Here is a 27,000-nt window from a genome sequence, read left to right on the forward strand (position 1 = left end):
CCCCCTCCCACATTGGGCTCTGTGTTTACCCGAGTAATCGCGCCAGCTCTTCGCGGCAGTAATCAACGAACAGTTGCACCGGCTTGGTCAGCGGGGCGCGCTTGAGCCACACCGCCGACAACCCCGAGCCAGTGACGGTTTCCGCCAGCGGAATACACACCACCTTCTGCCCATCATAGGTGTACTCGCTGAACGGCTTGGTCACCAGGATCGAAAACCCGAACCCGCGCCCCACCATGCCCCGCACCATCTCGATCGACGGCGAGCTGAACACGATATTCGGCGTCAACCCCCGCTCGTCAAAGATGCTCACGAAGTAGGTCCGGCTCGGCAGCACATCCAGCAGAATCATCGGCTCCAGCACCAGGTCGACCAACGACACCTTGGCCTGCCGTGCAAAACGGTGATCGGCCGGCAACAACGCGTATGGCTGCTGCGGCGGCATCAAGGGCGTGGTTTCGATGGCGCCGCCCAAGTCGTGCTCGAACAGCATCGCCACATCGATGGTGCCCGCCGTCAGCGCCTGCACCAGCTCCTGCTGCTCACCGTCACGCAGGCGGATTTCCACCCCCGGCCAGCGTGTCTTGAACCCGGCGATCAGGCGCGGCAGGTACAACGGCGCCACGGTTTCAAAGCAGCCGATATCGATCTGCCCGGCCACCACATCATTGTCGGCCAAGGCGTTCTGTTCGAACTCATGGGCCACCCGCAGCAGCTCCAGCGCCTTGCGATAAAACCGCGCGCCGCTGGGGGTCAGCGACACACCCTGGGCGTGATGGCGGATAAACAACTGCACACCAAAACTGTCTTCCAGCTGCTTGATGGCGGTGGACACCGACGGCTGGGCGATATACAGCTTGCGCGACGCCTCGGCGACGCTTCCGCATTCGGCGGTGGTGACGAAATATCTGAGTTGGCGCAGGTTGTAGGCAGCCATCGGGGCCTCCGAAAACGGGGGTTTTCGCCCCAAAAACGTGCAAGAAAAACCGGCTTTTTTCATCGATTCAAGCCCATGCAACATACCGGAGCAAAAACCGCCGCGAGATACTTTTTTTAAGGTCTATAGCAACAAACTTACTAATTTACCTCCCCCTGCCCATTGCAGATGATCACTCCAACAACAAAGCGCCGCCGTTGCTGCGCACAGCGAAGTACGTCCACGTACTCACCTTGCCTTGGAGCTCCTCATGGTTACCACTGCAACATCCTCCGCCCCGCTTATCGAAAAACACACGATTGGATACGTGCCCCCGGAAGATCGCCATGGAAAGGTAAGAGACCTGTTCACCCTGTGGTTCGGCGGCAACATCGCGCCGCTGCCGATCGTCACCGGCGCATTGGGGGTGCAGTTGTTCCACCTCAACCTGGTATGGGGCATCGTCGCCATCCTGGTCGGCCATCTGGTCGGCGGTGTGTTGATGGCGCTGCACTCGGCCCAGGGCCCGCAAATGGGCATTCCGCAGATGATCCAGAGCCGTGCCCAGTTCGGCTCCCTTGGCGCGCTGCTGGTGGTGGTGATTGCCGGCGTGATGTACATCGGCTTCTTCGCCTCCAACATCGTGCTGGCCGGCAAATCCCTGCATGGCGTGGTCGATGCGGTGCCGGTGCCCGTCGGCATCGTGATCGGCGCCATTGGTTCGGGCATCATCGGCATCATCGGCTATCGCTTCATTCATGTGCTCAACCGCATCGGTACCTGGGTACTCGGCGCCGGCATCGTGCTGGGCTTCGGCTACATTTTCACCCATGTGCAGACCACAGATTTCCTGACCCGCGGCAGCTTCAACATTTCCGGTTGGCTGGCCACCGTTTCCCTCGCCGCGCTGTGGCAGATCGCCTTTGCGCCGTACGTTTCGGATTATTCCCGCTACCTGCCGGCCGATGTACCCGTCGCGTCCACCTTCTGGACCACCTACCTGGGCTCCGCGCTGGGGTCGAGCCTGGCCTTCATCTTCGGCGCCGTCGCCGTGCTCGCCACCCCCGTGGGCATGGACACCATGGACGCCGTCAAGCTCGCCACCGGCGCCATCGGCCCGCTGATGCTGGTGCTGTTCCTGCTCAGCGTGATCAGCCACAACGCCCTCAACCTGTACGGCGCGGTGCTGTCGATCATCACCCTGGTGCAGACCTTCGCCTACCGCTGGATCCCTACGGCGAAAAGCCGCGCGGTGATCTCGGTGGTGGTGCTGGCCGCCTGCGCGATTGCGGCGGTATTCGCCTCCAAGGACTTCATCGGCCACTTCGTCGACATGGTGCTGGTGCTGCTGGTGGTACTTGTGCCGTGGACGGCGATCAACCTGATCGACTTCTACGCGATCCACAAAGGCCAATATGACATCGCCTCGATCTTTCGCGTGGATGGCGGGATCTACGGCAAGTACAACCCACAGGCGCTGCTGGCGTATGCGGTGGGGATTGCGGTGCAGATTCCGTTCATGAATACGCCGCTGTACGTCGGGCCGATTTCCGAACACATCAACGGCGCGGATCTGTCCTGGGTGGTGGGGTTGGTGGTGACGTCGCCGTTGTACTTCTGGTTGGCGAGTCGGGACAGTGCGTATAAGCGCCGGATGGAGGGGGGCAAGTTGGCGGCTGGGGTCTGATACAAACGCCTGGTTGCGCCTGGGATAAGGCCTGTATGGCGCACTCGATCAAAACTGTGGGAGGGGGCTTGCTCCCGATAGTGGCAGATCAGTCACTGATGGAGTGAATGACCTACCGCTATCGGGAGCAAGCCCCCTCCCACATTAAATCTTCATACATCAGGCAGACCTGGCAGCCACCTCAGCGGCGTACTACCAACTCCCCGACGCCCCACCGCCGCCACTGGAACCCCCACCACCGGACGAGCTGCTCCTGGAACTGGAACTTGAACCGCTGGAACTCGAACCCGACCCACCGCCAGACCCCGATCCCTCGCCGACCTTGCCGAAAATAATCAGCGCCACGAACGAAGCAATAGGAAACGCCAGCAGCCAACCGTCGCGGCCGTCATCCAGCATCCACCCGGCCACCCCATAGACGGCGACCGCTGCCAGCAGCCGCACGACAAAGCCTGTGCGGCTGGTCCTCCAGGTGTGCCTCATGATCATCAACAGCAGCAGATACAGCCCCAACACCACCAACACAGCCAGCGGCCACGCCAGCCAATGGATAAAACTGACGTTCACATACTGATCCGCCACCCCCAACGCGGCGCTGTAGACCAGCAGCCCGACCACGCCGTAAAACAGCGGCCGTAGCTGCCACAACGCGCCGAAAGTGGCTCCGCCAATCAACAGGGTCAGCGGTATTACAAACAGAAACATCGGCCATTCTCGACCACCGCCCAGCAGCGCCAGCAATAACGTGGCCGCCACGGCGACGATCAAGGCCTTGCGCCAATGCACCTTGCCGGCGGCGAGCAGCGCCCCAACGAGGCCGCCCAGGACAAACGCCGCCAGTACCGCGATGATTTGTGGATTGATCCCAGGCCCGGCCACTTTGGGCAGGTCGCCGCCGTCCACCAGCACGATCAAGGCATCCACACCCTGTTGAACGCCGCCGGCAAAGTCGCCCTGACGAAACGCCGGGGTGATGCGTTCTTCGATGATGCGATGGGCCAGCAGGTCGGTGACCGTACCTTCCAGGCCATAGCCCACTTCAATGCGCACGGTGCGGTCAGCCTTGGCCACTACCAGCAGGATGCCGTCATCGACGTCCTTGCGCCCCAGCTTCCAGGCGCGGAACAGTTGGTTGGCATAGTCTTCGATGCCGGTGTCGCCGGTGCTGGGCACCAGCAATACGGCAACCTGTGCGCCCTTGCGCTGCTCAAGGTCGGCCAGTTGCTGCTTGAGGCGCAGGACGCTGCCCGCGTCGAGGGTATTGGTCAGGTCTATGACCCGTTGATCGAGCGCAACGCCAATGGGCGATGTGTCGGCTTGGGCGGTCATCAACAAACTGACAAACATCAGGACCAGCACGCTCATGACGGATTGCCGCAGAATCAGCATCATCTATTGTTACCTGAAGTTTCTTCCTGAAGGCGCCGACTTTACCTTATCTACGCGCAAACGCGTGACCCAGGCCCTGCGACTCTCTAAACTGCCGCCACGCTGTATAGCAACAAGCCATCTACGAGAACGCCATGGATCTACGTCACCGCAACAACGTCAATGTGATGGGCCGCGGCGCTGCGACCCTGGTGTTTTCCCACGGCTTCGGCTGCAACCAGGCGATGTGGAATTACCTGGCACCGCATTTTCTAGAACGCTTTCGCGTAGTGCTGTACGACTTGGTCGGCGCCGGCCTGTCGGACCTTGGCGCCTTCGACAAAGCCAAGTACGGCACTCTGGAAGGTTACGCCCGCGACCTCGACGAGTTGATCGACGCCTACGCCGAAGGCCCGGTGATTCTGGTGGGGCACTCGGTCAGCGCCATGATCGGCACCCTCGCTGACCGTCTCGCGCCGGGGCGGGTCGCGGCGCACATGATGATTGGCCCATCGCCGCGCTATATCGACGCCGAGGGTTATGTCGGCGGTTTCAAGCGCGACGACATCGAAGACCTGCTCGACACCCTCGACAGCAACTACCTCGGCTGGTCCAGCAGCATGGCCCCGGTGATCATGGGTGCCCCTGGGCAACCCGAGCTGAGCACCACACTGACCGAGAGTTTCTGCCGCACCGAACCCGACATCGCCAAGCAATTTGCCCGGGTGACCTTTCTCTCGGACAATCGCGACGATGTGATCGGTCTGACCACGCCGGTACTGATCCTGCAGTCGAGCGACGACTTGATCGCCCCCGTGGCCGTCGGCGAATACCTGCATGCCGTGCTGCCCAACAGCACCTATCACCTGGTAGACAACATCGGCCATTGCCCGCACATGAGTGCGCCCCAGGCGTGCGCGGCGGCGATGGATGAGTTCCTGGCGCCGTGGGCCAGCGTCAGTGCCGGCTGAGTCGCTATTCGACAGCGCCGCCTGCGCCCTGGCGGTGACCCAGCAAGACGGCACGATTCTGCACGCCAACCAGCGCTTGGGTGAGTGGCTCGGGCTCAGCGCGCCCCAGCTGCTCGGCCAACGTTTCCAAGACCTGCTGACCATGGGCGGGCGGATTTTCTACCAGACCCACCTGGCGCCGATGCTGCGCATGCATGGCAGCGTCAACGAGGTGAAGCTCGACATTCGCCATCGTGACGGGCACAAAGTCACCGTGCTGCTCAATGCCAGCCAACGCCAGCAGGCCGAGGGCGTGGTGTATGACCTGGCGCTGTTCGGCACCACCGACCGCGACAAGTACGAGCGCGAGCTGCTCAACGCACGCAAGCTGGCCGAAGCGCTGCTTCAGGAAAAAACCGCCGCCGAACAGGCACTGCACCAGGCCCAGGCCGAATTGAGCGAAGCCTATGCCATTGCCCAGCAACGTGCGTTGTTTGCCGAGCAGATGGTGGCGATTGTCAGCCACGACTTGAAAAACCCCCTCGCCGCGATCCGCATGGCGTCGGACTTTCTTCGACGCGGCGAGCGCACCCCCAAGGAGCACCAGTTGCTCGGGCATATCGACCAATCGTCCGAACGCGCCCAGCGCATGATCGCCGACCTGCTGGACTTCACCCAGGCCCGGGTCGGCCAGGGCATCACTATCAGGGCCCGGCCACTGGATTTGCACCGGGTGATTCATCACGCCGTGGACGAACTGCGGGTGGCCTTCCCCAGGGCCACGCTGGTGCATCAGGCCGAGGGCCATGGCGACGCTTGCCTGGATGCCGACCGTGTGCAGCAGATGGTCGGCAACCTCGTCGCCAACAGCGTGGCCTATGGTGACCTGCAACAGCCGATCACCGTCACCTCGCGCCTGGGCGCCGGGGGCGTTGAGGTTGCGGTACACAACTACGGCGCGGCGATTCCCGAAGCGTTGCTGGCCGGGCTGTTCGAACCCATGACCCGAGGCACTCACCAGGGCAGCGATGTGCGCAGCGTGGGCTTGGGCCTGTACATCGTGCGCGAACTGGCCAGGGTGCACGGCGGCGATGTGGCGGTGAACTCCTGCGCGACGCGCGGCACCACCTTCAGCGTGACGTTCCAGGCAGGTACGCCGCACCCTGCATGATCGGCTCGACGCTGCCCGTCAACACCACCCCACCCTGCCCGTCCCATTGCACCGTCAGGGTTCCGCCATCGCATTCGACCTCCACTTTGTCATCCAGCAGCCCGCGTCGAACGCCATTAACCACCGCCGCGCAGCAACAGGACCCGGAACCCAGCGGCACGCCGCCGCCACGTTCCCAGATCCGCAGGCGGATACGGTTACGCTCGAGCACCTGCACAAAATGCACATTGGTCCTGGCCGGAAACAGCGGGTGATATTCCAGGGCCGGGCCCACCGCTTCGACATCCACTGCAGCGATGTCTTCCACGAAGAACGTACAGTGCGGATTGCCCATGCCGCAGGCGGCCGGTTCACCGTCGATGGGCAGCACGCGGGTGTCCATCGCCCGCGCCAGCGGCACCGCTTCCCACGCCAACGATGGCTCGCCCATGTCCACCGACACCCGCTGCCCGTCCACGCGTACGCAGGTGAGCAGTCCACGGTCGGTACGCAGCACCACGGCATGGGTGCCGGCCTCATGCATCAAGCGGTCGGCCACGCCTCGTGTGGCGCTGCCACAGGTTTGCAGCGGCGTGCCGTCGCAGTTCCAGAACTGAATGCGGGCGGCGGCGTCGTCACAGTCGAGCATGACCGCGAGTTGATTGAAACCAATGCCGGTGTGCCGGTCGCCCAGGCGTCGGGCGATCTGCGCCGTGATAGGGTTATCCTGGCCACGGCGGTCGATGATGATGAAGTCGTCGCCGTGGGCGTGCATCTTGACGAAGGGCAAGGTCATGAACGGTCCTGTAGTCGAACGAAACAGCCCCACTCTAACACCCCCGTAGCAGCGAGGAGATCAACCATGCTTATCGTATTCAGCGGCCTGCCCGGCACCGGCAAGACCACGATTGCCAGGGAGCTGGCCCGGCAGATGGGCGCGGTTTACCTGCGCATCGACGTGATCGAACAAGCGCTGCGCGAGTCTGGCGCGCTGGCGGGCGATGTGGGTGCCAGCGGGTATGGCGTGGCGAATGCGTTGGCACTGAGTAATGTGCGCCTGGGGCAACGAGTGATCGCTGACTGTGTGAACCCGGTGAGGGAGAGCCGCGAGGCCTGGCGAGGCGTGGCGCGGGCGGCGGGCGTTGAGCTGGTCGATATCCAGGTAATTTGTTCTGATCAGCAGGAGCATCGGCGCAGGGTCGAGAGCCGTGAAAGCGATATTCCAGGGTTGCTGCCGCCGACTTGGCAGTCGGTGTTGGCACATGAATACGAAGCCTGGGATGAGCCGCCGTACCTGCTCGATACGGCGCGGCTCACACCCGCACAGGCCATCGCGTCGGCCCACGCACTGCTTGATCGTCCCCACGCTCCGCGTGGGCATGCAGCCCGTGACGCTCTGCGTCACCTGCGCAACGGGGCGCGGAGCTTCCCAGCAGGCATTCCCACGCGGGAGCATGGGAACGAGCCCTGACAGAGGGTTGGCGTTAGCCGGGGAAGTTGGCGCGCAACGCCTCCAGGCCATCGTTGTACACGCCGGCAAACAGCTCCTCCACCGCTGCATCCGTGGTGCCCTCAGCCGGCGTGAACACACCGGACCAGGTTACTTTGGCAGACGATTCGGTCAGCGCTTCAACCTGCACGGTCGCCAAGTAGGCGCTCACCGGAAACGGCGACTGCTCAATGGTGTAGCTGTAGGTGCGCGCCACGTTGTCGAAGGTCTGCAACCGCTCGACAATCTGGCCGCCATCGGCAGTATGCAGGTGACGCACGCGGCCACCGTCGCTCGGCTCGCTTTTGGCGATGAAGGGCAGCCAGTCAGGCAGGCTGTTGAAGCCACCGATGAGTTTCCAGACCTGGTCAGCCGACGCAGGGATTTCAATCACAGAAGACGCTGTTGCCACGATAAATACTCCAGACCGTTAAAAAATCAGATCGCCATGCTGTCGACCACACCACCGTCGACCCGCAACGCGGCGCCGGTAGTGGCAGACGACAGCGGTGAAGCAATGTACGCCACCAGGTTGGCCACTTCATCCACATTCGCCGCGCGCTGAATGATCGACGTCGGCCGCGCGTTGCGCACGAACACATCGGCCTCGTCCCGCGCGGTGCGCCCGGATTGTTGCGTGGCGTCCTTGAGCATGTGCTCCAGGCCATCGGTGAACGTCGGCCCCGGCAGGATCGCGTTGACCGTCACGCCGGTACCTGCCAGGCGCTTGGCCAGGCCATGGGACACCGCCAGATTGGCGCTTTTGGTCACGCCATAATTGATCATGTCTGCCGGGGTCGCCACGCCGGATTCAGACGACACAAAGATCACCCGCCCCCAGCCCTGCTCGACCATGCCCGGTACGTAATGCCGCGCCAGTCGCACGCCGGAGATCACGTTGACTTCATAGAAGCGCGTCCATTCACTGTCCGGTGCCTCGAAGAAATCCACATCATTGAAGATGCCCAGGTTATTGACCAGGATATCGGCGCGGGGTTCGGCGGCGAACAGTGTCTCGGCGCCTTCGACCGTGCCCAGGTCGGCCACGCACCCGCGCAGATCGGCGCCTGGCACCGCCTGGCGGATGCTCGCCAGTGCAGCGTCGACTTTGCTGCTGTCACGCCCGATCACCACCACGGTGGCACCGGATTGCGCCAGGGCCTGGCTGATGCCCAGGCCGATCCCGGCCGTGCTGCCGCTGACGATGGCTACTTTGCCGCTCACATCGATTTTCATGGTTGAACTCCTGAAGTTAAAGCGGCAGAGGCGCGCGAGGCGAGATCAACTGCGCATCGCGCAACGCCTGCCAGAAGGCTGCTGGAATCTGCTCTGACAACGCCGCCACGTCTTCGGCAATGCGCCCCGGACGACTGGCACCGGGAATCACCGCGGCCACGGCCGGGTGGGCCAGGGAAAACTGTAGCGCAGCGGCCTTGACGCTGACGCCAAACGCTTGGGCAATCGCCTTGATCTGCTCGACTTTGCCGATGATCGCCGGGCTGGCCTGCTGGTATTCAAAGTGCGCGCCGCCGGCAAGGATGCCGGAGCTGTAGGGGCCACCGACCACGATCTCAACGTGCTGTGCGAGGGCCGCGTCCATCAGGCGCTGCAAGGCTCGGTCGTGGTCGAGCAGGGTGTAGCGACCAGCCAGCAGAAAGCCGTCGGGTTGGGCTTCGGCCAGGTCCAGCGTCAGCTCGCACGGTTCGACGCGGTTCACACCCAGGCCCCAGGCCTTGATTACGCCTTCTTCGCGCAAGCGCGTCAGCACCTTGAACGCGCCGGTACGCGCCTGGTTGAAGTACTCCAGCCACTGGTCGCCGTAGAAATCCTGGGCAATGTCGTGAATCCACACGATGTCCAGGCGGTCGGTGCGCAGGCGCTCAAGGCTGTCTTCGATCGAGCGCAAGGTGGCGTCGGCGCTGTAGTCATTGAGCATTTTGTTCGGACGGCCGTGCTCGAACACGCCGCTTTTCTCGCCCAGGTCACGGGCGCTGTCTTCGACTTCGTCGAGAATCACCCGGCCGACCTTGGTGCTGAGCACGTAGTCGTCGCGGTTGTAATGGGACAAGGCCTGGCCCAGGCGGATTTCCGACAACCCCGAACCGTAGAACGGCGCGGTATCGAAATAACGCACGCCGTGATTCCAGGCGGCCTCGACGGTGGCCTGGGCTTCGTCTTCAGGAATGGCGCGGAACATATTGCCCAGCGGTGCGGTGCCAAAGCCCAGGACGCCGGGCAGTTTGTCTTTCAAGCTCATGGTGGTTCCTCAATCGGTTCAGGGTCGCAATGACCGTTGAGCAGATCCTAGATTGCCTGTATCGGACCGTCCAAGACATACTACGACCAACTTGAGTCCCGATAGGTCTTACATGATTGATCTACGCCAACTGCGCTACTTCGAAGTGGTCGCCGAAGAACAACACGTCGGCCGCGCCGCCGAGCGCCTGCACATCTCCCAGTCACCGTTGAGCCGGCAGATCGCCCAGCTTGAAGAGCGCCTGGGCCTGACGCTGTTCGAGCGCAGCCAGCAACGTATCCGCCTGACCCGCGACGGCCAGACCTTCCTCGCCGAAACCAGAGCGCTGCTGACCCACGCCAACCGCCTGGAGTCCCTGGGCAAGCGCCTGGGCCGGGGTGAAGAAGGCGGTTTGTGCATCGGCTATATCGAGAACGCCATGCACGCCGGGGTATTGCCCACTGCCTTGCGCGTGCTGCGCGATGACCGGCCTAACGTGCATATCAAGCTGTATAACCTGCCCTCCCTTGAACAGTTGGAAGGCCTGCGCCAGCGCAGCCTGGACATTGCCCTGGTGGGCGAACCACCAGCAGCCGACGACCCGGACCTGACTGCCCGCCAGGTGCTCGATGAACCCATGCTGCTGGCCTTGCCCGAACATCACCCGCTGACGCAGCAACACGAGCTGTTGCCCGAGCACCTGGCCGACCAACAATGGATCGGCGTACAGCGCAAACCCGGCGCCAGCCCGGCTGATGACTTCGTCGCCGCGTGCATCCGTGCCGGTTTCACCCCACAGATTCCCATGGAAGCCAGCGAGCCCTTCACCGCCTTGGGCCTGGTGGCCTCCGGACTGGGCGTGGCCATGGTCCAAAAAGGCCTGAGCCGCAACGCACCGCCCGGCGTGGTGTTGCGCGAGCTGCCCTGGCTGAGCTACACCACCCCGCTGTGGGCGGCCTGGCATCGGATCAACCTGCGGCCGTTGGTGGAGACGTTTCGCAAGGTGCTGACCGACCCCCAAGGCTGACGCGATCCAAACTGTGGGAGGGGGCTTGCTCCCGATAGCGGTGGGTCAGTCAGCTCATCTATGGCTGATATACCGCAATCGGGAGCAAGCCCCCTCCCACAGTTTGACCGAGTCCATACTGGCATCTTGTAAAGTCCCGCACTTCACCCTAGCTTATGCGCCCCCCGCCCAGCGCTTTAAGGCCTTGCCCCATGGTTTTGCGTTTTCGTCCCGTCGTCACTTCACGTTTCGCCCTTGGCCTGTTGTTCAGTGGAGGCATCGGTCACAGCCTGGCGGCGCAGGTTGAACTGCCGGCGGTGCAGATCCAGGGCCAGGATGAGGCCGGCTATCGCTCGCAAACCGCCGCGGTCGGTGGCTTCGATGAGGCGCCCCTGCTCGATACGCCCGCCTCGATCAGCGTAATCAACGCCACGCTGATCAAGGACCAGCAAGCCCGCCTGCTCAGTGAGGTGCTGCGCAACGACGCGTCGGTGGGCGACAGCTACGCGCCGATCGGCTATTACGAAAACTTCGTGGTGCGCGGCTTCTCGCTGAATGCAGCGAGCAGCTACAAGATCAATGGACGCACCATCACCGGCGAGCAGAACGTCGCCCTGGAAAACAAGCAACAGGTGGAAGTGCTCAAGGGCCTGGCCGGGTTGCAAAGCGGGATTTCCGAGCCCAGCGGGGTGATCAATTACGTGACCAAGCGCCCAGAGGACGTGCGTTCGGTGACGGTTTCCAGCGATGATCGCGGCAGCGGTTATGTGGCCACCGATGTCGGCGGCTGGTTCGGCAGTGAGCAGCAGTTCGGCCTGCGCGCCAACGTCGCCCACGAGGATCTGAATTCGTACGTGGAGCATGCCAACGGCCAGCGTGATTTTGTGTCCCTGGCCTTCGACTGGAATATCAGCCCCGATGCCGTGCTGCAACTGGATGCCGAATACCAGAACAAACAGCAGCGCTCGGTGCCGGGTTATCAATTGTTGGGCGGTACCGAGGTACCCCACGACGCCTCGCCGAAAAAGCTGCTTGGCCACCAGACCGGCTCCAGACAAGTGGGCATCGACTCGCTGAACCTCAACGGCAAATTCGAATACCGTTTCAGCGATCAGTGGAAAGGCAACATCAGCGCGGCGCGCAGCAAGGTGGTGATTGACGATTACAGCTCCTTTGCGTGGGGCTGCTACGGCTCGGCCAGCTGCAGCTCGGCAAGCGTGCCGAACTACTTCAGCCCCGAAGGCAACTACGACGTCTACGACTACCGCAGCCCTGACGACACTCGGCGTGACGACGAAGTCCAGGCCGCCATGACCGGCCTGTTCGACACCGCAGGCATAGGCCATGAGCTGACCTTCGGCACCAGCGCGTTTCGCCGGGTGATCGACAAGCGCAAGTCGGTCAATGAGCTCATTGGCACCGCCAATATCGACGCAGATGCGCCGAGCTTCCCGCCGACTGACAAACCGTTGAACGACAGCCACCGCAACCTCGACAGCCGCCAATACGGCCTGTTCGTCACCGACCGCATCCGCTTCAACGAGCAATGGCAAACCATCCTCGGCGGCCGCGAAGTACGCCTGGACGAAACAGCCTTCGACGGCGTCACCGGCAACCAGGCCCGCCACACCCAACAGTATGTGTTCCTGCCGCAGGCTTCGTTGATCTACAAACCGATTGAAAACATCTCGCTGTACACCAGCTATAGCAAAGGGCTGTCCCTGGGCGGCACCGCGCCGTGGTTTGCGAACAACGCCGATGAAACCCTGGCGCCTACCACCTCGCGGCAGATCGAAGCCGGGGTGAAATACGACTGGCGCCGCATCAGCTTCGCCGCCGCTGTGTTCCAGACACGCCAGGCCTATCAGTACGCGAAGCCCGAAGACGGTGGGTTCACCTACGTGCAACAAGGCGAGCAGAAAAACACCGGGATCGAAGTGTCGGCCAACGGCTGGGCCACCGAGCGCCTGCAGGTTTCCACCAGCGTCGCGGCGATCCGGGCGCGGGTGAACGGCAGCGGTACGCCGGAATACGAAGAGCACCAGGCGATCAACGTGCCCAAACTGCGCGCCAGTGTATATGCCGACTATGCGCTGCCGTGGGTCAATGGCCTGGCGGTGCTTGGTGGTGTGCAATACAGCGCCAAGAAGTACGCCAACCGCACCGGCAATGTGGAGGTGGGGGATTACGCGGTGGTCAATATCGGCAGCCGCTATACCACCAGGGTCGATGGCTATGAAACGGTGTTGCGCCTGAGCGTCGACAACCTGTTCGACAAGCGCTACTGGCGCGACGCGGGCGAATACATGGGCGATGACTACCTGTTCCAGGGCGCGCCGTTGACGGCGCGCCTGAGTGCTTCGGTGAATTTCTAAGGGTTACTTGGGCATCTTGCGAAAGCCAACGGCCAGGCGATTCCAGCTGTTGATGGTGGCGATCGCCACGCTCAGGTCAACCTGTTCCTGCGGGCTGAACTCAGCGGCCAGTGCGTTGAAGTCTGCGTCCGGGGCGTGGGTCTGGCTGAGCAGGGTCAGGCTTTCGGCCCAGGCCAGGGCGGCGCGTTCACGCGGGGTAAAGAACGGGGTTTCACGCCAGGCCGACAGGGTGTACAGGCGGCGCTCGGTTTCGCCGCCCTTGCGTGCATCGGCAGTGTGCATGTCGAGGCAGAATGCGCAGCCGTTGATCTGCGAGACGCGCAGGCGCACCAGTTCCAGCAGCGGCAGTTCGATGGACAGTTTGCCGACCGCCGCCTCGAGGGCAAGCATGGCTTTCATGGCGTCGGGGGAAGCGGTGTAGAAATCGGTACGGGTTTGCATGGTGGAACTCCAGAACGGTGGGATTGGTGAGCAGGTTAGTCACCTGGGCGTTCTGGAGAAATAGCCAATCCGGGCGAAGAACAGGTGACCAATCTACAGCCCACGGTTCTTCAACCACTGCAGGAAACCCTTCTTCACCGGCACCACCGGCGCGTCCTCGGTCAGCGCCTGGGCGGCATGCACGCGGAAATCCAACAGCGCCTTCATGGCTTCGCCGATGTCATGCCGTGCATCCAGGCAGGGCTTGAGGTATTCGTTTTCGATGCGGTACAGGGTGCAATAAGTCTTGGCGGTGAAGTCCGCCAGCGCGGCCTGGTCGGACAGGATGCCGGACTCGCCAATCACCTCCCCCGGCCCCATGCGCCCGGCTTCGAACTTATGGCCACCCTTGAGCAACATCACCGAAACCACGCCGGATTCAATGATGAACAAATGGTCGCTGACCTCCCCCGCCGGCAGGATCATATCGCCGGCGCGGTAGGTGTGCAGGGTCATGTTCTGGCTGAAGGTGTCCTTTTCTTCCTGGCGCAACGTGGAAAAGATCGACGAACGCTCAAGCAAGGCCCGCGCGCCGGAGACCGTGGCGGGCGTGCTACCTTCGGTGGCAGACAACAGGCCCACGCCCGCCGCCTGCAGGTGCCGGAATGCCAGGTCGTAAAGCTGGTTGCGCACTTCGCGCTTGAGGCCCATGGCCGGCACGAAGCCACTGATTTCATACTCCACGCCGCCACTGCTCGACACCTTGAACGCCACGCTGGGTGCCGGCTTGGCCAACAACGCCCGGCAGCCCTGCATCGCCCGCTCGAGGGCCTCGATCACCGTTTGTGGGCGCGCATGGGGGCTCACTTGCAGGCTGACTGCCAGGCCGAACATATCCGCCGGGCGCGAGAAGTTGATGATCTTGGCCTTGGCCGCCAGCGAATTGGGGATGACCGCCAGGCTGCCCTGGGACGTCTGCAACCGCGTGGCACGCCAATCGATGTCGGTGACGCGGCCTTCGGTGCCGTCGATGGAGATCCAGTCGTCGATCTGGTAAGGCTTGGTGGTGTTGAGGACGATCCCGGAAAACACGTCGCTCAGGGTGCTTTGCAGCGCCAGGCCGACGATGATCGCCACGGCGCCCGAGGTGGCGAGCACGCCCTTGACCGGCAGGTCGAGCACGTAAGCCATGGCGGCGATGATCGCGATCAGGAAAATCACGGCGCCCATCAGGTCCTGCAACAACCGTCCGGTATGGCCGACCCGCTGCATCATCACCGCGCCGAGCAATACCGTGAGGGTGCGCGCGGCGAACAGCCACCAGCCGATCTGCAACGCGGTGGCCGCCAGGTGCAGGGTGGTGTCATCGGCGTAGGGCGCCGCTTGCATGGGGTTCATGCCGTCGTTGAACAACACCGCGCTGAACACCGCAAAGATGACCAGCCGCGCCGCAAGTTTCCAGTTGGCGAGCGTGGGCGAGATAAGGCGCCACACGGCAATGTCGATAAGGATCAGCGCCACGGCGCACAACATCGGGTGATCAGCGATAAATGAGGGCATCCAGGCGACTCCAGGGCGAATGCCGAGAAGATCGCATGAAATGGCGGTGCCGGGTATAGCGCAGAAAAAAATGTGGGAGGGGGCAAGCCCCCTTCCACGGGCTGTCAGGCCTGCATGCGCCCGAATTTTCCGGACTGGAAGTCGGCAAAGGCCTGGTGGATTTCCTGCTCGGTGTTCATCACGAACGGACCGTGGCCGACGATGGGCTCGTCGATCGGCTCGCCGCTGAGCAACAGCACCTTGGCGTCGTCATTGGACTCCAGGGTGAGCCGGTCACCGTCACGCTCGAACAGTGCCAGTTGCCCTTGGCGCGCGACTTCCTCGCCATTGATCAACACCGTTCCGCTCAGGATCACAAGCGCGGTGTTACGCCCGGCGTGCAGGTCCAGCGTAACGGCCTTACCGGCCTTCAAGCGCAAGTCCCACAGGTCAATCGGCGTGAAAGTACGCGCAGGCCCTTGAGTGCCGGCGAATTCACCGGCGATCAAGCGCAGTTGCCCCGCGTCGCCCGGCAGCGGCAACACTGGAATGTCGCCATCGACGATGGTCTGGTAACCGGCGTCGGCCATTTTGTCCTTGGCGGGCAGGTTGACCCACAGCTGCACCATCTCCAGCGGCCCGCCTTTGCGCGCGAAAGCTTCAGAATGAAATTCTTCATGGAGAATGCCTTTGGCGGCTGTCATCCATTGCACGTCACCCGGGCCGATTTTGCCGCCGGCACCGGTGGAGTCGCGGTGCTCGACTTCGCCATCGTAGACGATGGTCACCGTTTCAAAGCCGCGATGGGGGTGCTGGCCGACGCCGCGACGGGTTTCGGTAGGCGTGAAATCGGCCGGGCCGGCGTGGTCCAGCAGCAGAAATGGGCTGATGTGTTTGCCCAAGGTGTCGTAGGAAAACAGGGTGCGCACCGGAAAGCCGTCGCCGACCCAATGGGTGCGAGGGCTGGTGTAGATACCGATCAGTTTTTTCATGGTGTACCTCCAAAGTGCCTACACCATAAGTCTCCCAACCGTTGAGCACTAGCCGGCGAACGCGGCTTTGAGCGTTCTATGTATAGGACAATGCCTTGGACGTACGCTGACGCAACAGGTGGAACGCGACGAAGGCCGCGACGGCAAAAACGGCTTGAATAACGATCATCGGCGTCGCGCTGCCATCACGTAAATGGCTCAACAGCACGCCGCTGCAGGTGGCGCCGAGCATCTGCGCAAACCCCATCAACCCGGCCGCCAGCCCGGCGCGACGGGCGTTGGGCATCACCCCGCCCGTGACCGCACCGGGTAGCACCAGCCCGCCCCCGAGCGTGGCCAGGGCAATGGGCAGGTCCAGGCCGACCACCGAGAGCCCGAACAGCGCATAAATCACCAGTGCCAACACCCCGCCGGCGGCCACCAGCGTCACGCCCATCGTCACAATCCGCTGCGGTCCCAGGCGCAAAATGTTGCGCCGGGTATAGGTGGAACCGACGATCAGCATCGACACGATCAGGCCAAAATTGATGCCGTACTCCAGGCTACTCAACCCCAGCAGGTTAATGAACACCGCCGACGAACCGGCAATTACCGCAAACATCGCGCCGTAGGTACAGGCCAGGGCCACGGCATAGGCGCGGTACTGGCGGCCCTTAAGCAAATCCAGGTATTGCCCGCCGAGGGTGCGCCAATGCGCGGCCTTGGGATCGAGGTGAGGGTTGCTCTCGCGAAAGAACGCCACCGCCAGCAGCCACACCACGCTGCCGATGACCACAGCGAGCACGATGGGCGCGTGCCAACCGAACAGTTTGATCAGCAAGCCGCCCGCCATCGGCGCCACGACAATGGCATAGAGCATGCCGATCATGGTCAGCGCCAGGGCCGGGCCCGCCTCGGTTTTCCACACATCGCGTACCACCGTGCGTGCCAGCACCAACGCGGCGCATGCCCCCAGACCCTGCAGCACGCGGGCGGCGATAAATTGCTGAATGTCCGTCACCAGCAGCATCGACAGCGTCGCCAGCACGTATAGCGTCAGGCCGGCGATCAATACCGGGCGGCGACCGATACGGTCCGACAACGGCCCGAACAGCAACTGCCCCAGGCCGAACGCGGCCACAAATGCCGACAATGCCATCAACGCCGAGCCTGGCGGCGCCGCCAACGCCTGCTCGATGGCGCCCAGGCCCGGGATGATCAATTGCGTCGAGACTTCACCCAGCGCTGTCAGCGCAACCAGTAAGAACAACAAGCGGCGCGAAGGTGCCGGGGCGTTTGCCATGGGGAATGTCCGGGGGCTGGATTAATTTATATTTCGACCATAATATGAGCGAAAAATTATGTCCATAATTTTTTGTCCTATGGTCACCCTGGAGTCCGCCATGCCGCCCCTTTCTCTTCGCCTCTTAACGCCCCTGGCTCTGTTGATGGTCCTCAGTGGCTGCAACAGCAAGGCCGACAGCGACGCTCAAATCTCTCCGCCGCGTCCGGTACTCGCCGTCAAGGTCGAGGCTGGCGGCACCCAGCAAAGCGCGTACACCGGTGTGGTTGCCGCCCGTACCGAAAGTAACCTGGGCTTTCGAGTCAGCGGCAAGGTGATCGAACGCAAGGTCGATCCCGGCCAGCACGTCTCTCGGGGCGACACCCTGCTGGTGCTGGATATCGGTGATTTCGAACTGGCGTTGCGCTCGGCAAAAAACCGCGTCAACGCCGCCCAGGCGCAACTGCGCCAGCGCCGCGACGACGAAAACCGCTACCAGCGCCTGGCCAGTACCGGCGCGGTGTCGCGGCAGATTTTCGACCAGTCGGCGACCAACCTGCGCGTCGCCGAAGCGGAACTGGCGGCGGCGCAATCGGATGCCAGCCAGATCGAAAACCGGCGTACTTATTCGGTGCTCAAGGCCGATGGCGACGGCATCATCACCGACGTCCTGGCGGATCGCGGCCAGGTGGTGGCCGAAGGGCAGATCGTCGCGCGCCTGGCCCATGACGGTGCCCGCGAAGCCATCGTCAACCTGCCCGAACAGCAGCGCGCCCAGGCCGCGCAAAACGCCCTGGCCTTCCCCTTCGGCGCCGCGGACCAGGCCGTCACCGCCACCCTGCGCGAGCTGTCCGCCAGCGCCGACCCCACCACCCGCACCTACCGCGCGCGCTATGTGCTGCATGGCCCGCTCGAGCGTTTCGCCCTCGGCTCCACCATCACCGTGCGCCTGCAAGGCAACGGCCAGGCCCAACAAACCCGCGTGCCCATCGGTGCGTTGCAGGATGCGGGGCAAGGCACCGGCGTATGGCTGATCGGTGAAGACAACCGGATCAGCTTCGCCCCCGTGAAAGTCGCCAGCCTCGGCCAGGAAGAGGCCCTGCTCGACAGCGGCGTCACGCCCGGCCAAACCATCGTCGCCCTCGGCGCGCACCTGTTGCACAGCGGTGACAAAGTACGCCTGCTGCCCGCCCAGGCGCTGGCACTCAACCGCAAACAGGACCAATGAGCATGCGTGGAATCAACCTTTCGGAACTGGCGGTCAAGCACCGCGCCGTCACGCTGTTCCTGATCATTGCAATTATCGCTGCCGGGATCTTCTCGTTCGGCAAACTGGGGCGCGCCGAAGACCCCTCATTTACCGTCAAGGTCATGACCATCACCGCCGCCTGGCCCGGCGCCACTGCTGAAGAAATGCAGGAGCAAGTGGCCGACCGCCTGGAAAAGCGCCTGCAGGAACTGGACTACTACGACCGCGTCGAGACCATCGCCCAACCGGGTTTCGTCTCGATGCGCATGACCTTCCTTGAATCCACGCGCCCGAGCGAAATACAGGAGCTGTTCTACCAGACCCGTAAAAAACTCAGCGACGAAGCCGCGAAACTGCCCAAGGGCGTGATCGGGCCGTTTTTCAACGATGAGTATTCGGATGTCTACTTTGCGCTGTATGCCCTGGAGGCCGAACACCTGCCCCATCGCCAGCAGGTGCAAATGGCCGAAGCGCTGCGCCAGGGCCTGCTCAACCTGCCGGGAGTGAAGAAGGTCAATATCCTCGGCGAACAGGCCCAGCGCGTGTTTGTCGAGTTCTCCTATGAGCGCCTGGCGACCCTGGGTATCAAGCCCGAACAGATCTTCGCCGCCCTCGCCGCGCAAAACGCCGTGGCGCCCTCGGGCTTCGTCGAAACCGCCGGCGCCCGCGCCTACATCCGTATCGATGGCGCCTTCGACAGCCTGGCGCTGATCGAGAACGTGCCGGTGCAAGCCAATGGCCGCGTGCTGCGCATCGCCGATGTGGCCACCGTCAGGCGTGGCTATGAAGACCCGCCCAGCTACCGCATCCGCCATCAGGGCGACCCGGCGCTGATGCTCGGGGTCATCATGCAGAAGCATTGGAACGGCCTGGAACTGGACAAAAGCCTGCAGGCCCAGGAAGCCCGAATCCAGGCCGACCTGCCCTTGGGCGTAAATTTTGCCAAGGTGTCCGACCAGGCGAAAAACATCAGCCTGGCGGTAAACGAGTTCATGCTCAAGTTCTTCGTCGCCCTGGCGGTTGTGATGCTGATCAGCCTGTTGGCCCTGGGCTTTCGCGTGGGGTTGGTGGTGGCGGCGGCCGTGCCGCTGACGCTGTCGATCGTGTTCGTGATCATGCTCGTCACCGGCCGTGAATTCGACCGCGTCACCCTCGGCGCCCTGATCATTTCCCTGGGCCTGTTGGTGGACGACGCCATCATCGCCATCGAGATGATGGTGGTGAAACTCGAAGAAGGCTTTGACCGCATCCATGCGGCCACCTATGCCTGGAGCTCCACGGCAGCACCTATGCTGACCGGCACGCTGGTGACGATCATCGGCTTTTTACCCGTGGGGTTCGCGCGATCCGGTGCGGGCGAGTACGCCGGGAATATCTTCTGGATCGTAGGCTTTGCCTTGATTTCATCCTGGTTGGTGGCGGTGGTGTTCACGCCGTATCTGGGCGTGAAGCTGTTGCCGCAAATCAAGCCGGTGCCCGGCGGGCATGATGCGATTTACGCCGGGCGCTATTACCAGAAACTGCGCAGCCTGGTGGAGGCCTGTGTGCGTGGGCGCTGGCTGGTGACCGGGCTGGTGGTGACGGCGTTTGTGCTGTGCGGCCTGGGGATGGCGGTGGTGAAGAAACAATTTTTCCCTGATTCCGACCGTTCCGAGCTGATTCTGGAGGTGTACATGCCGCCCGGCAGCGCGTTCAAAAGCACCGAAGCAGTGGCGGCGCAGGTGGAAAAAGCCCTGCTGCAGGAACCGCAGACGAGCCTGGTCGACACCTATGTAGGCGGCGGCGCGCCGCGCTTTTTCCTGTCATTGAACCCTGAGCTGCCGGACCCGGCATTCGCCAAGTTGATCGTGCAAACCCCGGATTCCCACGCCCGCGATGCCTTGAAAGTGCGCATGCGCGAGCGCATCGCTGCCGGCGAGTTTCCCGCGGCGCGGGTGCGCGTCACGCAACTGGTGTTCGGCCCGCCGGTACCGTTCCCCGTGGTGTTTCGTGTGTCCGGGCCGGACCTGGACACGCTGCGCGGGCTGTCCGAACAGGTGCGCCAAGTGGTGGCCGGCAACCAACTGACCCGCGACGCCTTCCTCGAGTGGGGCGAGCGTGCCAGCGGTTACCGCCTGGTGCTGGACCAGGATCGCCTGCGCCTGCTGGGTTTCACCCCCGACGAGGTCAAGTCCCAGCTCAACGCCCTGCTCAGCGGCAACCCGATCACCGAAGTGCGGGAAGGCAACCGCACCGTGTCCGTGGTGGCCCGCGCCCAGGGCAGCCAACGCGAAGACCTCGGCAACCTCAACAACATGACCCTGACCAACAGCGCCGGCACGTCGGTGCCGCTGGCTCAGGTCGGGCATTTCCAGGCGGTGATGGAAGAACCGATCCTCAAGCGCCGCAACCGCGCCACCACCGTGGAAGTGCGCGCCGACATCATCGACGGCGTACAACCGCCCGATGTGGAAATGGCCGTGTACAAAGACCTGCAGCCGCTGATCGCCCAACTGCCCACCGGCTACCGGATCGACATCGGCGGCCCGGTGGAAGAAAGCGCCAAGGCCAACGTCGCCCTGGCGGCGCTGTTCCCGATCATGATCCTGCTGACCCTCACGGTGATCATGTTCCAGGTGCGCTCCTTCGGCGTGATGCTGATGGTCTTCGCCACCGCGCCGCTGGGCCTGATTGGCGCGGTGCCGACCTTGTTGCTGTTCAACCAGCCGTTCGGGTTCAACGCGATCCTCGGGCTGATCGGCATCGGCGGGATTCTGATGCGCAACACGCTGATCTTCACCGACCAGATTCGCCAGAACCAGGACCACGGCATGCCGATCCGCGAGGCCATCGTCGAAGCCACCGTGCGCCGAGCGCGGCCAGTGATCCTCACCGCACTGGCGGCGGCGCTGGCGTTCATTCCGCTGACGCTGTCGGTGTTCTGGTCATCCCTGGCCTACGTGCTGATCGGCGGGGTGCTGGTGGGCACGGTGTTGACGCTACTGTTCCTGCCGGCGCTGTGCAGCCTGGTGCTGCGCGACAGGGTTGCTGAAACTTCCCACGCAACCGCCGGATAAGCTCTACTCCCCTGCCCTGAAAACCTCTGCAAAGTCCCTCGCCTGATTAAACAGTGCGAGGGAGTGCAGATGGTTTTTCCAGTGAGAGCCCTGATCGATGGGGCTCACCCATGATCGAAGCAACCGGCCGAGCCATTGGCTTTCTGGTGCTGGCCGCGATGGATTCAAAGACGCGGGACGTCGAATCCGTGCTCAGCGATTTTCGCGGCTGCCTCAACCACTACGATACCTGGGCACAGGGCTTTTTCAGCGCGTCGGCACTGGATGTGGAGCAGGTGTTCAAGGTTGGGAACGAGGTGGCGCTGGTCGCCCCGATCAACCGTTCGATCTTCCCCAGCAGCACCGTCGCTACATGCCAGGCCAACGGCACGTTGACCCTAGTGCATATGTTCCAGAGCTCGCGCTTCGTGCCGATCGGCAACACGCCGGTGACGTTGCAGCGCATCGATCCAGACGGTGGCCCGCTGGGCGAGCCCATTCATAAAACCATCGGCCCGAGCGGCATCCTCGAAGTCACCGAGTGCGACCGCAACCAGCGGTACCGGGTGAGTTTCTACCCCGACGTTTCCTCGGCGCATTTCAAGGCGCTGTATGCCTCTTATCAGTCGGTCATCACGCCACTGGAGGGCTGGCTGCGCAGCGAGTGGGACGCCACCTTCGAACCGCTGTGGAAGAACTATTGCGAAGCGAATTTTCTCCAGCGCTACCTCTCGCTGCACCGCGCTTATGCCCAAGGCTTTGGCGAAGTCCTTTACTCGGTTTGGGACAACATCACGCAGTTGCTCCAGTGGTTGTCCGACCCGCTGGCCAACGCTGAAAAGCTGCTGCATTACCTTTCCCAGGACGAGCTTGAAAAGTTACTCGCGTTAAGTGCCGAGACCCTCGCCAAGGGTTTGCTGGTGCTCAGCGATGAGCCTTTGCTGTTCGTTCACCTGGCGGCCCTGGTCAGCTGGATGCGCATGCTGCCACCGCCATATATGAACGAAATGCTCGGGGCGATTGGCGCCGAGGTCGTCATTACCCTGTTATTGGGGCTGGCGACGGCCGGCATGGGTGTTGTGGTGCGCATCAGCACCAAAGTGCTGGCCGGCATCAAGTCACGTCGGGTGCGCAGGTGGCTGGAGCAGATAGCCGCGCAGTTCGGGACAACTCGCTTGGAGGGGCACACCGAAGCGCTTAAGCCGGTGCTGCTGGGCAGTGCCCCAATTCCGATCAGGGCGGTGCCGGTGGCGCCGTTGAAGGCCGGCGACACGCTGGTTTCGAACCCGGTGCCGGCGGTGCGCAGCAAGACCCAGCGTACGGCGTTGGTGCGGCAGGAGGCGGTGGATGATGTGCCTGCCGTGGCTTCGAATCCGAAGGGCGATGCGGCGGCCTCTGCGGATAAAACCGTTACGAACGGTTGCCCGGTGTCGATGGTCACTGGCGAGGAACTGCTGACACTTACCGATGGCGCGCTGGATGGGGTCTTGCCATTCGAGTGGACGCGCTTGTATCGCAGCAGTGCGGTGGAAGTGGATTGTGGGTTGGGGTTTGGCTGGAGTCATGCGCTGGCGCAGCGGCTTGTGGTAGCGGGCGACTCGGTGGTGTGGACCGACCACGAAAATCGCGCGACCACCCTGCCCTTGCCGACGGTTTCTCGACCGGCGATTACCAACAGCTTGGCCGAAGTGGCGATCTATTTGGGCTCGGTTCCTGACGAGTTGGTGCTGGCCCAGGGGTCGCGGTTCTACCATTTTCGCGACGGAGTGCTGACGGCGATCAGCGATGTGTATGACAACCGGTTGTTGGTTGTTCGGGATCGGTTGGGCCGCATTGAGCGGTTGGATAACGGCGTGGGCCGTTCGCTTTTGTTGCGTTATGAATTCGACCGCATCGTGGCGGTGGACTACCAGATTCATCGCGCCACGGGGCATGAACCCTTCGTCTGGGTGACCGAGCAGAACGTCGTTTCCTACGCCTATGACGGCGCCGGACGACTGGTTTCAGCGACCAATGCCGTCGGTGAATGTGAGCGTTATCGGTACGACGAGCAGCACGTCATTCTTGAACGGCAACTGGCCGGTGGGGCGAGTTTCTTTTGGGAGTGGGAAGGTTCCGGCAAGGCGGCGCGCTGTGTCCGCCATTGGGCCAGCTTTTCGCAGATGGACACGCGGTATGCCTGGGGCGATGACGGTCGCGTCACCGTGCACAACGCCGACGGCAGCCAGGAAGTTTACGTACATGACCAGCGGGCGCGGCTGGTACAGCGCATCGACCCAGACGGCGCCCAGCATTTCAAATCCTACGATGACAAGGGCCGCCTGACGGTCGAGCAAGACCCGCTGGGCGCGGTGACGGCCTATCAATACGACGACGCCGGACGCTTGATCGCGCTGTTTCCGGGGGATGATGAGCCGACGTCCTACGAGCATGACAACGGTTTCGTACGAGTTGTAAGGCGCGGTGAGGCGGTCTGGAAATACGAGCGCAATGAACAAGGCGATGTCATTCGCCAGATCGATCCGGATGGCAACGCGACCGACTACAGCTACGACAAACAGGGGCAACTGACCGGGGTCTGGTATCCGGATCACAGTTGTCATCGGTTGGTGTGGAACGAGCGTGGGCAGCTCGTTGAAGAGCAATTACCGAATGGCGGGATCAAGCGCTACCGCTATGACGAGCTGGGCCGGCAGATTGCGCGTGAGGATGAACAGGGCGCGCTGACCCAGTATCAGTGGGACGCCGTAGGCCGCCTGCTGAAACTGACCCAATCCGACGGTACTTACCGGGAATTCAGCTACAACCCCTACGGAAAAATCATCGCCGAGCGCGACGAGCTGGGCCACGTCACCCGCTACGAATACGCCGACGGCCTGCACCTGATCAGCCGCCGCATCAATGCCGACGGCACCCAGGTCAACTACCGCTACAACAACGCCCGCTTACTGCTGACCACCATCGAAAACGAAGTCGGCGAAACCTACCGGCTCGACTACCACCCCAACGGCCTGATCCAACAGGAAACCGGTTTTGACGGCCAACGCACCGCGTACATCTACGACCTCAACGGCAACCTGCTGGAGAAAACCGAATACGGCGACGATGGCAGTCAGCTCGTCACTCAATACCAGCGCGACCACGCCGGCCGCCTCGTAAGAAAAACCCTGCCCGACGGAAGCGTTGTCGATTATGCCTACGACCGCCAAGGCAACCTCCTCAGCGTCGACGACGGCCACTGGTTCCTGGCCTACGAATACGACCGCCAAAACCGCCTCACTGCCGAACACCAAGGCTGGGGCACGCTGCGCTATGGCTACGACGCCTGCGGCCAGTTAAAAAACCTGCGCCTGCCCGACAACAACCGCCTCACCTTCAACCACGACAAAGGCGGCCATCTTGCCACCGTCGAGCTGAACGGTTCGCTGCTGACCTCCCACCTGTTCAAAGCCGGCCGCGAACACCAACGCCAACAAGGCCAACTGCTCAGCCACTACCACTACGACGAGCAAAACCGGCTACATACCCACGCCGTCACCCAACAGGAAAACCACCTCTACCAACGCCGCTACGATTACGACAAAACCGGCAACCTCACCCGCCTGCACGACACCCGCAAAGGCGAACACCTTTACCGCTACGACCCACTCCACCGCCTGACCCGCGCCGATCATTCGCAAGACGTCCAGGAGCGCTTCGGCCACAACCCGGCCGGCAACCTGCTCATGCAAGATCGTCCTGGCCCGGACATCGTTGCGGGCAATCGGCTGGTGATCCAAGGCGATCACCACTACGACTATGACGCCTTCGGCAACCTGATCCACGAGCGGCGTGGCAAGGGTCATCAGCTCGTTACCGAATACCGCTACGACTGTCAGCACCGGCTAATCGGCATCACAAAGCCCAATGGCCAAACCGTCAGTTATCTCTACGATCCGTTTGGGCGGCGCATCAGCAAAACCGCGGATGGGAAAACCACGGAGTTCTTCTGGCAAGGCGACAAAGTCATTGCTGAGCATCACGCGGATCGTCATCGCAGCTACCTCTACGAACCCGACAGCTTCCGCCCATTAGCACTGCTGGAAGGCTTCGGCCCAGCAGATACACAGCCCTACCACTACCAACTCGACCACCTCGGCACACCGCAAGAACTCACCACGCCCGACGGCGAAATCGTCTGGTCCGCCCATTACCGCGCCTACGGCGAAATCAGCCGTCTCGACGTAGGCAAAATCGACAATCCGCTGCGCTTTCAAGGCCAATACTTCGATCAGGAAAGCGGCCTGCACTACAACCGCCATCGCTACTACAATCCGGATATTGGTCGTTACCTGACGCCTGATCCGGTGAAACTGGCGGGTGGGATCAATGCATACCAGTACGTGCCCAATCCGACAGGTTGGGTGGATCCGCTAGGATTAAATAATTGCCCAGGAGGGGATGGCTGCCGATCGAGGTCTGAGGTAAAGGACCCTGCAACAGTTACGCCTCCAGTTAAAGGGGATCCTAAGCAGCCAATCAATAGCGCCGGAAAATACCTTTATCGGGGTGATGACAAGACGCCAGACCATGTATTTAAAAATGGTTTCAAAAGCAAAGGTGAAAGCAATGACTTGTATTTGCACGCTTTGGATAGTAACAATCCACCAAGTAACTTTATCAGTACTTCTCCATCGACGCTCATAGGAATCGATTTTGCGACTAGATACGGAACTCGAAAAGGATTTCTCTACGCTTTGCGGAAAATCCCCGGACGCGACGTCAACAAAGAGCTTGGGAAATTGGCTCCTTTTGACAGCGAGGCAGAAATCGCTATACAAAGTAAAATCAATACAGCAGACATTTTAGGGGTAACTCCAGTTAAGCGTGATGGTAGCTACGTAGGCTATTCAATTCCGAATCCAAACAGGGAGATCAAATGAAAACAAAAAAAATCAAAGCCATAATAGACAATGTAGAAAAGTACGTTACTTTTAAGTACGACTCAGCCCATACAAAATTAATGTTCTCCGAAGCAGATAACTTTGAAAAAGTGTATACGGCGGAGGATATGTATATATGTTTAGGAAAAGTCATAGCTGACTTCCCACACATACAGTTTCTTTGTAAAGGCGCGAAAATAAATGTCCGGCCCTCAAGCATGTCTTCACAAATGAGTGGCGGGATGGTCGCCTATGAATTGACCCTCGGAAAACGTACGACACGAGAAGACTTAGTTCACATATTTGATTTTGAAGACCAAAATCTGACGAATGACCCACATGAACAGCATCGCTTCTACAAAAGATGGATAGCATCTATAGGTGCCGAACGAAGCGAGCCCTAGG

General features: G+C 62.0%; 20 protein-coding genes. 10 read left to right on the forward strand and 10 right to left on the reverse strand.

Features of this window, described 5'->3' with window-relative positions; all coding sequences use genetic code 11:
• Positions 1–25: 25 nt before the first annotated feature.
• On the reverse strand, positions 26–937 hold the full coding sequence (locus C4J91_RS15805) for a LysR substrate-binding domain-containing protein (RefSeq protein ID WP_124363197.1): 912 nt from the start codon (positions 935–937) through the stop codon (positions 26–28).
• 250 nt (positions 938–1,187) lie between these two features.
• Here C4J91_RS15805 and C4J91_RS15810 point away from each other — a divergent pair, with 250 nt between their 5' ends.
• Positions 1,188–2,603, forward strand: coding sequence for a cytosine permease (locus C4J91_RS15810; RefSeq protein ID WP_124363198.1), 1,416 nt, complete (start codon positions 1,188–1,190; stop codon positions 2,601–2,603).
• A gap of 192 nt (positions 2,604–2,795) precedes the next feature.
• On the opposite strand, the gene C4J91_RS15815 is transcribed toward C4J91_RS15810, so the two are convergent.
• Positions 2,796–3,995 (reverse strand): YgcG family protein, encoded by a 1,200-nt coding sequence (locus tag C4J91_RS15815; RefSeq protein ID WP_124363199.1) that lies wholly within the window; start codon positions 3,993–3,995, stop codon positions 2,796–2,798.
• Between the two features lie 131 nt (positions 3,996–4,126).
• On the opposite strand from C4J91_RS15815, the gene C4J91_RS15820 reads away from it, so the two are divergent.
• Together C4J91_RS15820 and C4J91_RS15825 are read left to right on the forward strand one after the other, a co-directional pair.
• Complete coding sequence (locus C4J91_RS15820) at positions 4,127–4,942, forward strand: alpha/beta fold hydrolase (RefSeq protein ID WP_124363200.1); 816 nt, start codon at positions 4,127–4,129, stop codon at positions 4,940–4,942.
• A complete protein-coding gene (locus C4J91_RS15825) occupies positions 4,902–6,092 on the forward strand; it encodes an ATP-binding protein (RefSeq protein WP_372238290.1) in 1,191 nt (396 codons plus the stop codon). Before C4J91_RS15820 ends, C4J91_RS15825 begins: the two co-directional genes overlap by 41 nt.
• Here the strand turns inward: C4J91_RS15825 and dapF are convergent.
• Complete coding sequence (gene dapF / locus C4J91_RS15830; RefSeq protein WP_124363201.1) at positions 6,052–6,867, reverse strand: diaminopimelate epimerase; 816 nt, start codon at positions 6,865–6,867, stop codon at positions 6,052–6,054. The two genes, C4J91_RS15825 and dapF, sit on opposite strands and share 41 nt — an antisense overlap.
• Positions 6,868–6,933: 66 nt before the next feature.
• Here dapF and C4J91_RS15835 point away from each other — a divergent pair, with 66 nt between their 5' ends.
• Positions 6,934–7,542 (forward strand): AAA family ATPase, encoded by a 609-nt coding sequence (locus C4J91_RS15835; protein ID WP_124363202.1) that lies wholly within the window; start codon positions 6,934–6,936, stop codon positions 7,540–7,542.
• Positions 7,543–7,555: 13 nt separating this feature from the next.
• Here C4J91_RS15835 and C4J91_RS15840 read toward each other — a convergent pair whose 3' ends face one another.
• The 3 genes from C4J91_RS15840 to C4J91_RS15850 are packed head-to-tail and all read right to left on the reverse strand — an operon-like array spanning position 7,556 to position 9,817.
• Positions 7,556–7,972: an SRPBCC family protein gene (locus tag C4J91_RS15840; RefSeq protein WP_124363203.1), complete on the reverse strand. Its 417-nt coding sequence runs from the start codon at positions 7,970–7,972 to the stop codon at positions 7,556–7,558.
• A 26-nt stretch (positions 7,973–7,998) separates the two neighbouring features.
• On the reverse strand, positions 7,999–8,796 hold the full coding sequence (locus tag C4J91_RS15845; RefSeq protein WP_124363204.1) for an SDR family NAD(P)-dependent oxidoreductase: 798 nt from the start codon (positions 8,794–8,796) through the stop codon (positions 7,999–8,001).
• Positions 8,797–8,812: 16 nt separating this feature from the next.
• A complete protein-coding gene (locus C4J91_RS15850; RefSeq protein WP_124363205.1) occupies positions 8,813–9,817 on the reverse strand; it encodes an aldo/keto reductase in 1,005 nt (334 codons plus the stop codon).
• Positions 9,818–9,929: 112 nt separating this feature from the next.
• On the opposite strand from C4J91_RS15850, the gene C4J91_RS15855 reads away from it, so the two are divergent.
• Together C4J91_RS15855 and C4J91_RS15860 are read left to right on the forward strand one after the other, a co-directional pair.
• Entirely contained in the window at positions 9,930–10,823 is an 894-nt protein-coding gene (locus tag C4J91_RS15855; RefSeq protein ID WP_124363206.1) for a LysR substrate-binding domain-containing protein, read from the forward strand.
• Positions 10,824–11,014: 191 nt separating this feature from the next.
• The gene (locus tag C4J91_RS15860) at positions 11,015–13,177 is read left to right on the forward strand and encodes a TonB-dependent siderophore receptor (protein ID WP_124363207.1); all 2,163 of its coding nucleotides are present in this window, start codon (positions 11,015–11,017) and stop codon (positions 13,175–13,177) included.
• A gap of 3 nt (positions 13,178–13,180) precedes the next feature.
• On the opposite strand, the gene C4J91_RS15865 is transcribed toward C4J91_RS15860, so the two are convergent.
• From C4J91_RS15865 to C4J91_RS15880, 4 genes are all read right to left on the reverse strand, one after another.
• Positions 13,181–13,618, reverse strand: coding sequence for a carboxymuconolactone decarboxylase family protein (locus tag C4J91_RS15865; protein WP_124363208.1), 438 nt, complete (start codon positions 13,616–13,618; stop codon positions 13,181–13,183).
• A 93-nt stretch (positions 13,619–13,711) separates the two neighbouring features.
• On the reverse strand, positions 13,712–15,157 hold the full coding sequence (locus C4J91_RS15870; protein ID WP_124363209.1) for a mechanosensitive ion channel family protein: 1,446 nt from the start codon (positions 15,155–15,157) through the stop codon (positions 13,712–13,714).
• A gap of 104 nt (positions 15,158–15,261) precedes the next feature.
• The gene (locus C4J91_RS15875; RefSeq protein WP_124363210.1) at positions 15,262–16,128 is read right to left on the reverse strand and encodes a pirin family protein; all 867 of its coding nucleotides are present in this window, start codon (positions 16,126–16,128) and stop codon (positions 15,262–15,264) included.
• A gap of 76 nt (positions 16,129–16,204) precedes the next feature.
• Entirely contained in the window at positions 16,205–17,410 is a 1,206-nt protein-coding gene (locus C4J91_RS15880) for a multidrug effflux MFS transporter (protein WP_124363211.1), read from the reverse strand.
• Between the two features lie 100 nt (positions 17,411–17,510).
• On the opposite strand from C4J91_RS15880, the gene C4J91_RS15885 reads away from it, so the two are divergent.
• The 4 genes from C4J91_RS15885 (at position 17,511) to C4J91_RS15900 (ending at position 26,999) form a co-directional block, all read left to right on the forward strand.
• The gene (locus C4J91_RS15885; protein WP_124363212.1) at positions 17,511–18,617 is read left to right on the forward strand and encodes an efflux RND transporter periplasmic adaptor subunit; all 1,107 of its coding nucleotides are present in this window, start codon (positions 17,511–17,513) and stop codon (positions 18,615–18,617) included.
• A gap of 2 nt (positions 18,618–18,619) precedes the next feature.
• Positions 18,620–21,694 carry an efflux RND transporter permease subunit gene (locus tag C4J91_RS15890; protein WP_124363213.1) on the forward strand — a complete coding sequence of 1,025 codons (3,075 nt, stop codon included), beginning with the start codon at positions 18,620–18,622 and terminating at the stop codon, positions 21,692–21,694.
• 110 nt (positions 21,695–21,804) lie between these two features.
• A complete protein-coding gene (locus C4J91_RS15895) occupies positions 21,805–26,595 on the forward strand; it encodes an RHS repeat-associated core domain-containing protein (protein WP_124363214.1) in 4,791 nt (1,596 codons plus the stop codon).
• The gene (locus C4J91_RS15900; RefSeq protein ID WP_124363215.1) at positions 26,592–26,999 is read left to right on the forward strand and encodes a hypothetical protein; all 408 of its coding nucleotides are present in this window, start codon (positions 26,592–26,594) and stop codon (positions 26,997–26,999) included. Before C4J91_RS15895 ends, C4J91_RS15900 begins: the two co-directional genes overlap by 4 nt.
• Position 27,000 lies beyond the last annotated feature (1 nt).

Origin of the sequence: Pseudomonas sp. R3-52-08, from assembly GCF_003851745.1 — a bacterium.
GTDB lineage: Bacteria > Pseudomonadota > Gammaproteobacteria > Pseudomonadales > Pseudomonadaceae > Aquipseudomonas.

What these genes read in the sequence shown, in the direction of transcription:
- C4J91_RS15805 (WP_124363197.1), bottom strand. Translation starts at nt 937, where the DNA reads ATGGCTGCCTACAACCTGCGCCAACTCAGATATTTCGTCACCACCGCC.
- C4J91_RS15810 (WP_124363198.1), top strand. Translation starts at nt 1,188, where the DNA reads ATGGTTACCACTGCAACATCCTCCGCCCCGCTTATCGAAAAACACACG.
- C4J91_RS15815 (WP_124363199.1), bottom strand. Translation starts at nt 3,995, where the DNA reads ATGATGCTGATTCTGCGGCAATCCGTCATGAGCGTGCTGGTCCTGATG.
- C4J91_RS15820 (WP_124363200.1), top strand. Translation starts at nt 4,127, where the DNA reads ATGGATCTACGTCACCGCAACAACGTCAATGTGATGGGCCGCGGCGCT.
- C4J91_RS15825 (WP_372238290.1), top strand. Translation starts at nt 4,902, where the DNA reads ATGAGTTCCTGGCGCCGTGGGCCAGCGTCAGTGCCGGCTGAGTCGCTA.
- dapF (WP_124363201.1), bottom strand. Translation starts at nt 6,867, where the DNA reads ATGACCTTGCCCTTCGTCAAGATGCACGCCCACGGCGACGACTTCATC.
- C4J91_RS15835 (WP_124363202.1), top strand. Translation starts at nt 6,934, where the DNA reads ATGCTTATCGTATTCAGCGGCCTGCCCGGCACCGGCAAGACCACGATT.
- C4J91_RS15845 (WP_124363204.1), bottom strand. Translation starts at nt 8,796, where the DNA reads ATGAAAATCGATGTGAGCGGCAAAGTAGCCATCGTCAGCGGCAGCACG.
- C4J91_RS15850 (WP_124363205.1), bottom strand. Translation starts at nt 9,817, where the DNA reads ATGAGCTTGAAAGACAAACTGCCCGGCGTCCTGGGCTTTGGCACCGCA.
- C4J91_RS15855 (WP_124363206.1), top strand. Translation starts at nt 9,930, where the DNA reads ATGATTGATCTACGCCAACTGCGCTACTTCGAAGTGGTCGCCGAAGAA.
- C4J91_RS15860 (WP_124363207.1), top strand. Translation starts at nt 11,015, where the DNA reads ATGGTTTTGCGTTTTCGTCCCGTCGTCACTTCACGTTTCGCCCTTGGC.
- C4J91_RS15865 (WP_124363208.1), bottom strand. Translation starts at nt 13,618, where the DNA reads ATGCAAACCCGTACCGATTTCTACACCGCTTCCCCCGACGCCATGAAA.
- C4J91_RS15870 (WP_124363209.1), bottom strand. Translation starts at nt 15,157, where the DNA reads ATGCCCTCATTTATCGCTGATCACCCGATGTTGTGCGCCGTGGCGCTG.
- C4J91_RS15875 (WP_124363210.1), bottom strand. Translation starts at nt 16,128, where the DNA reads ATGAAAAAACTGATCGGTATCTACACCAGCCCTCGCACCCATTGGGTC.
- C4J91_RS15880 (WP_124363211.1), bottom strand. Translation starts at nt 17,410, where the DNA reads ATGGCAAACGCCCCGGCACCTTCGCGCCGCTTGTTGTTCTTACTGGTT.
- C4J91_RS15885 (WP_124363212.1), top strand. Translation starts at nt 17,511, where the DNA reads ATGCCGCCCCTTTCTCTTCGCCTCTTAACGCCCCTGGCTCTGTTGATG.
- C4J91_RS15890 (WP_124363213.1), top strand. Translation starts at nt 18,620, where the DNA reads ATGCGTGGAATCAACCTTTCGGAACTGGCGGTCAAGCACCGCGCCGTC.
- C4J91_RS15895 (WP_124363214.1), top strand. Translation starts at nt 21,805, where the DNA reads ATGATCGAAGCAACCGGCCGAGCCATTGGCTTTCTGGTGCTGGCCGCG.
- C4J91_RS15900 (WP_124363215.1), top strand. Translation starts at nt 26,592, where the DNA reads ATGAAAACAAAAAAAATCAAAGCCATAATAGACAATGTAGAAAAGTAC.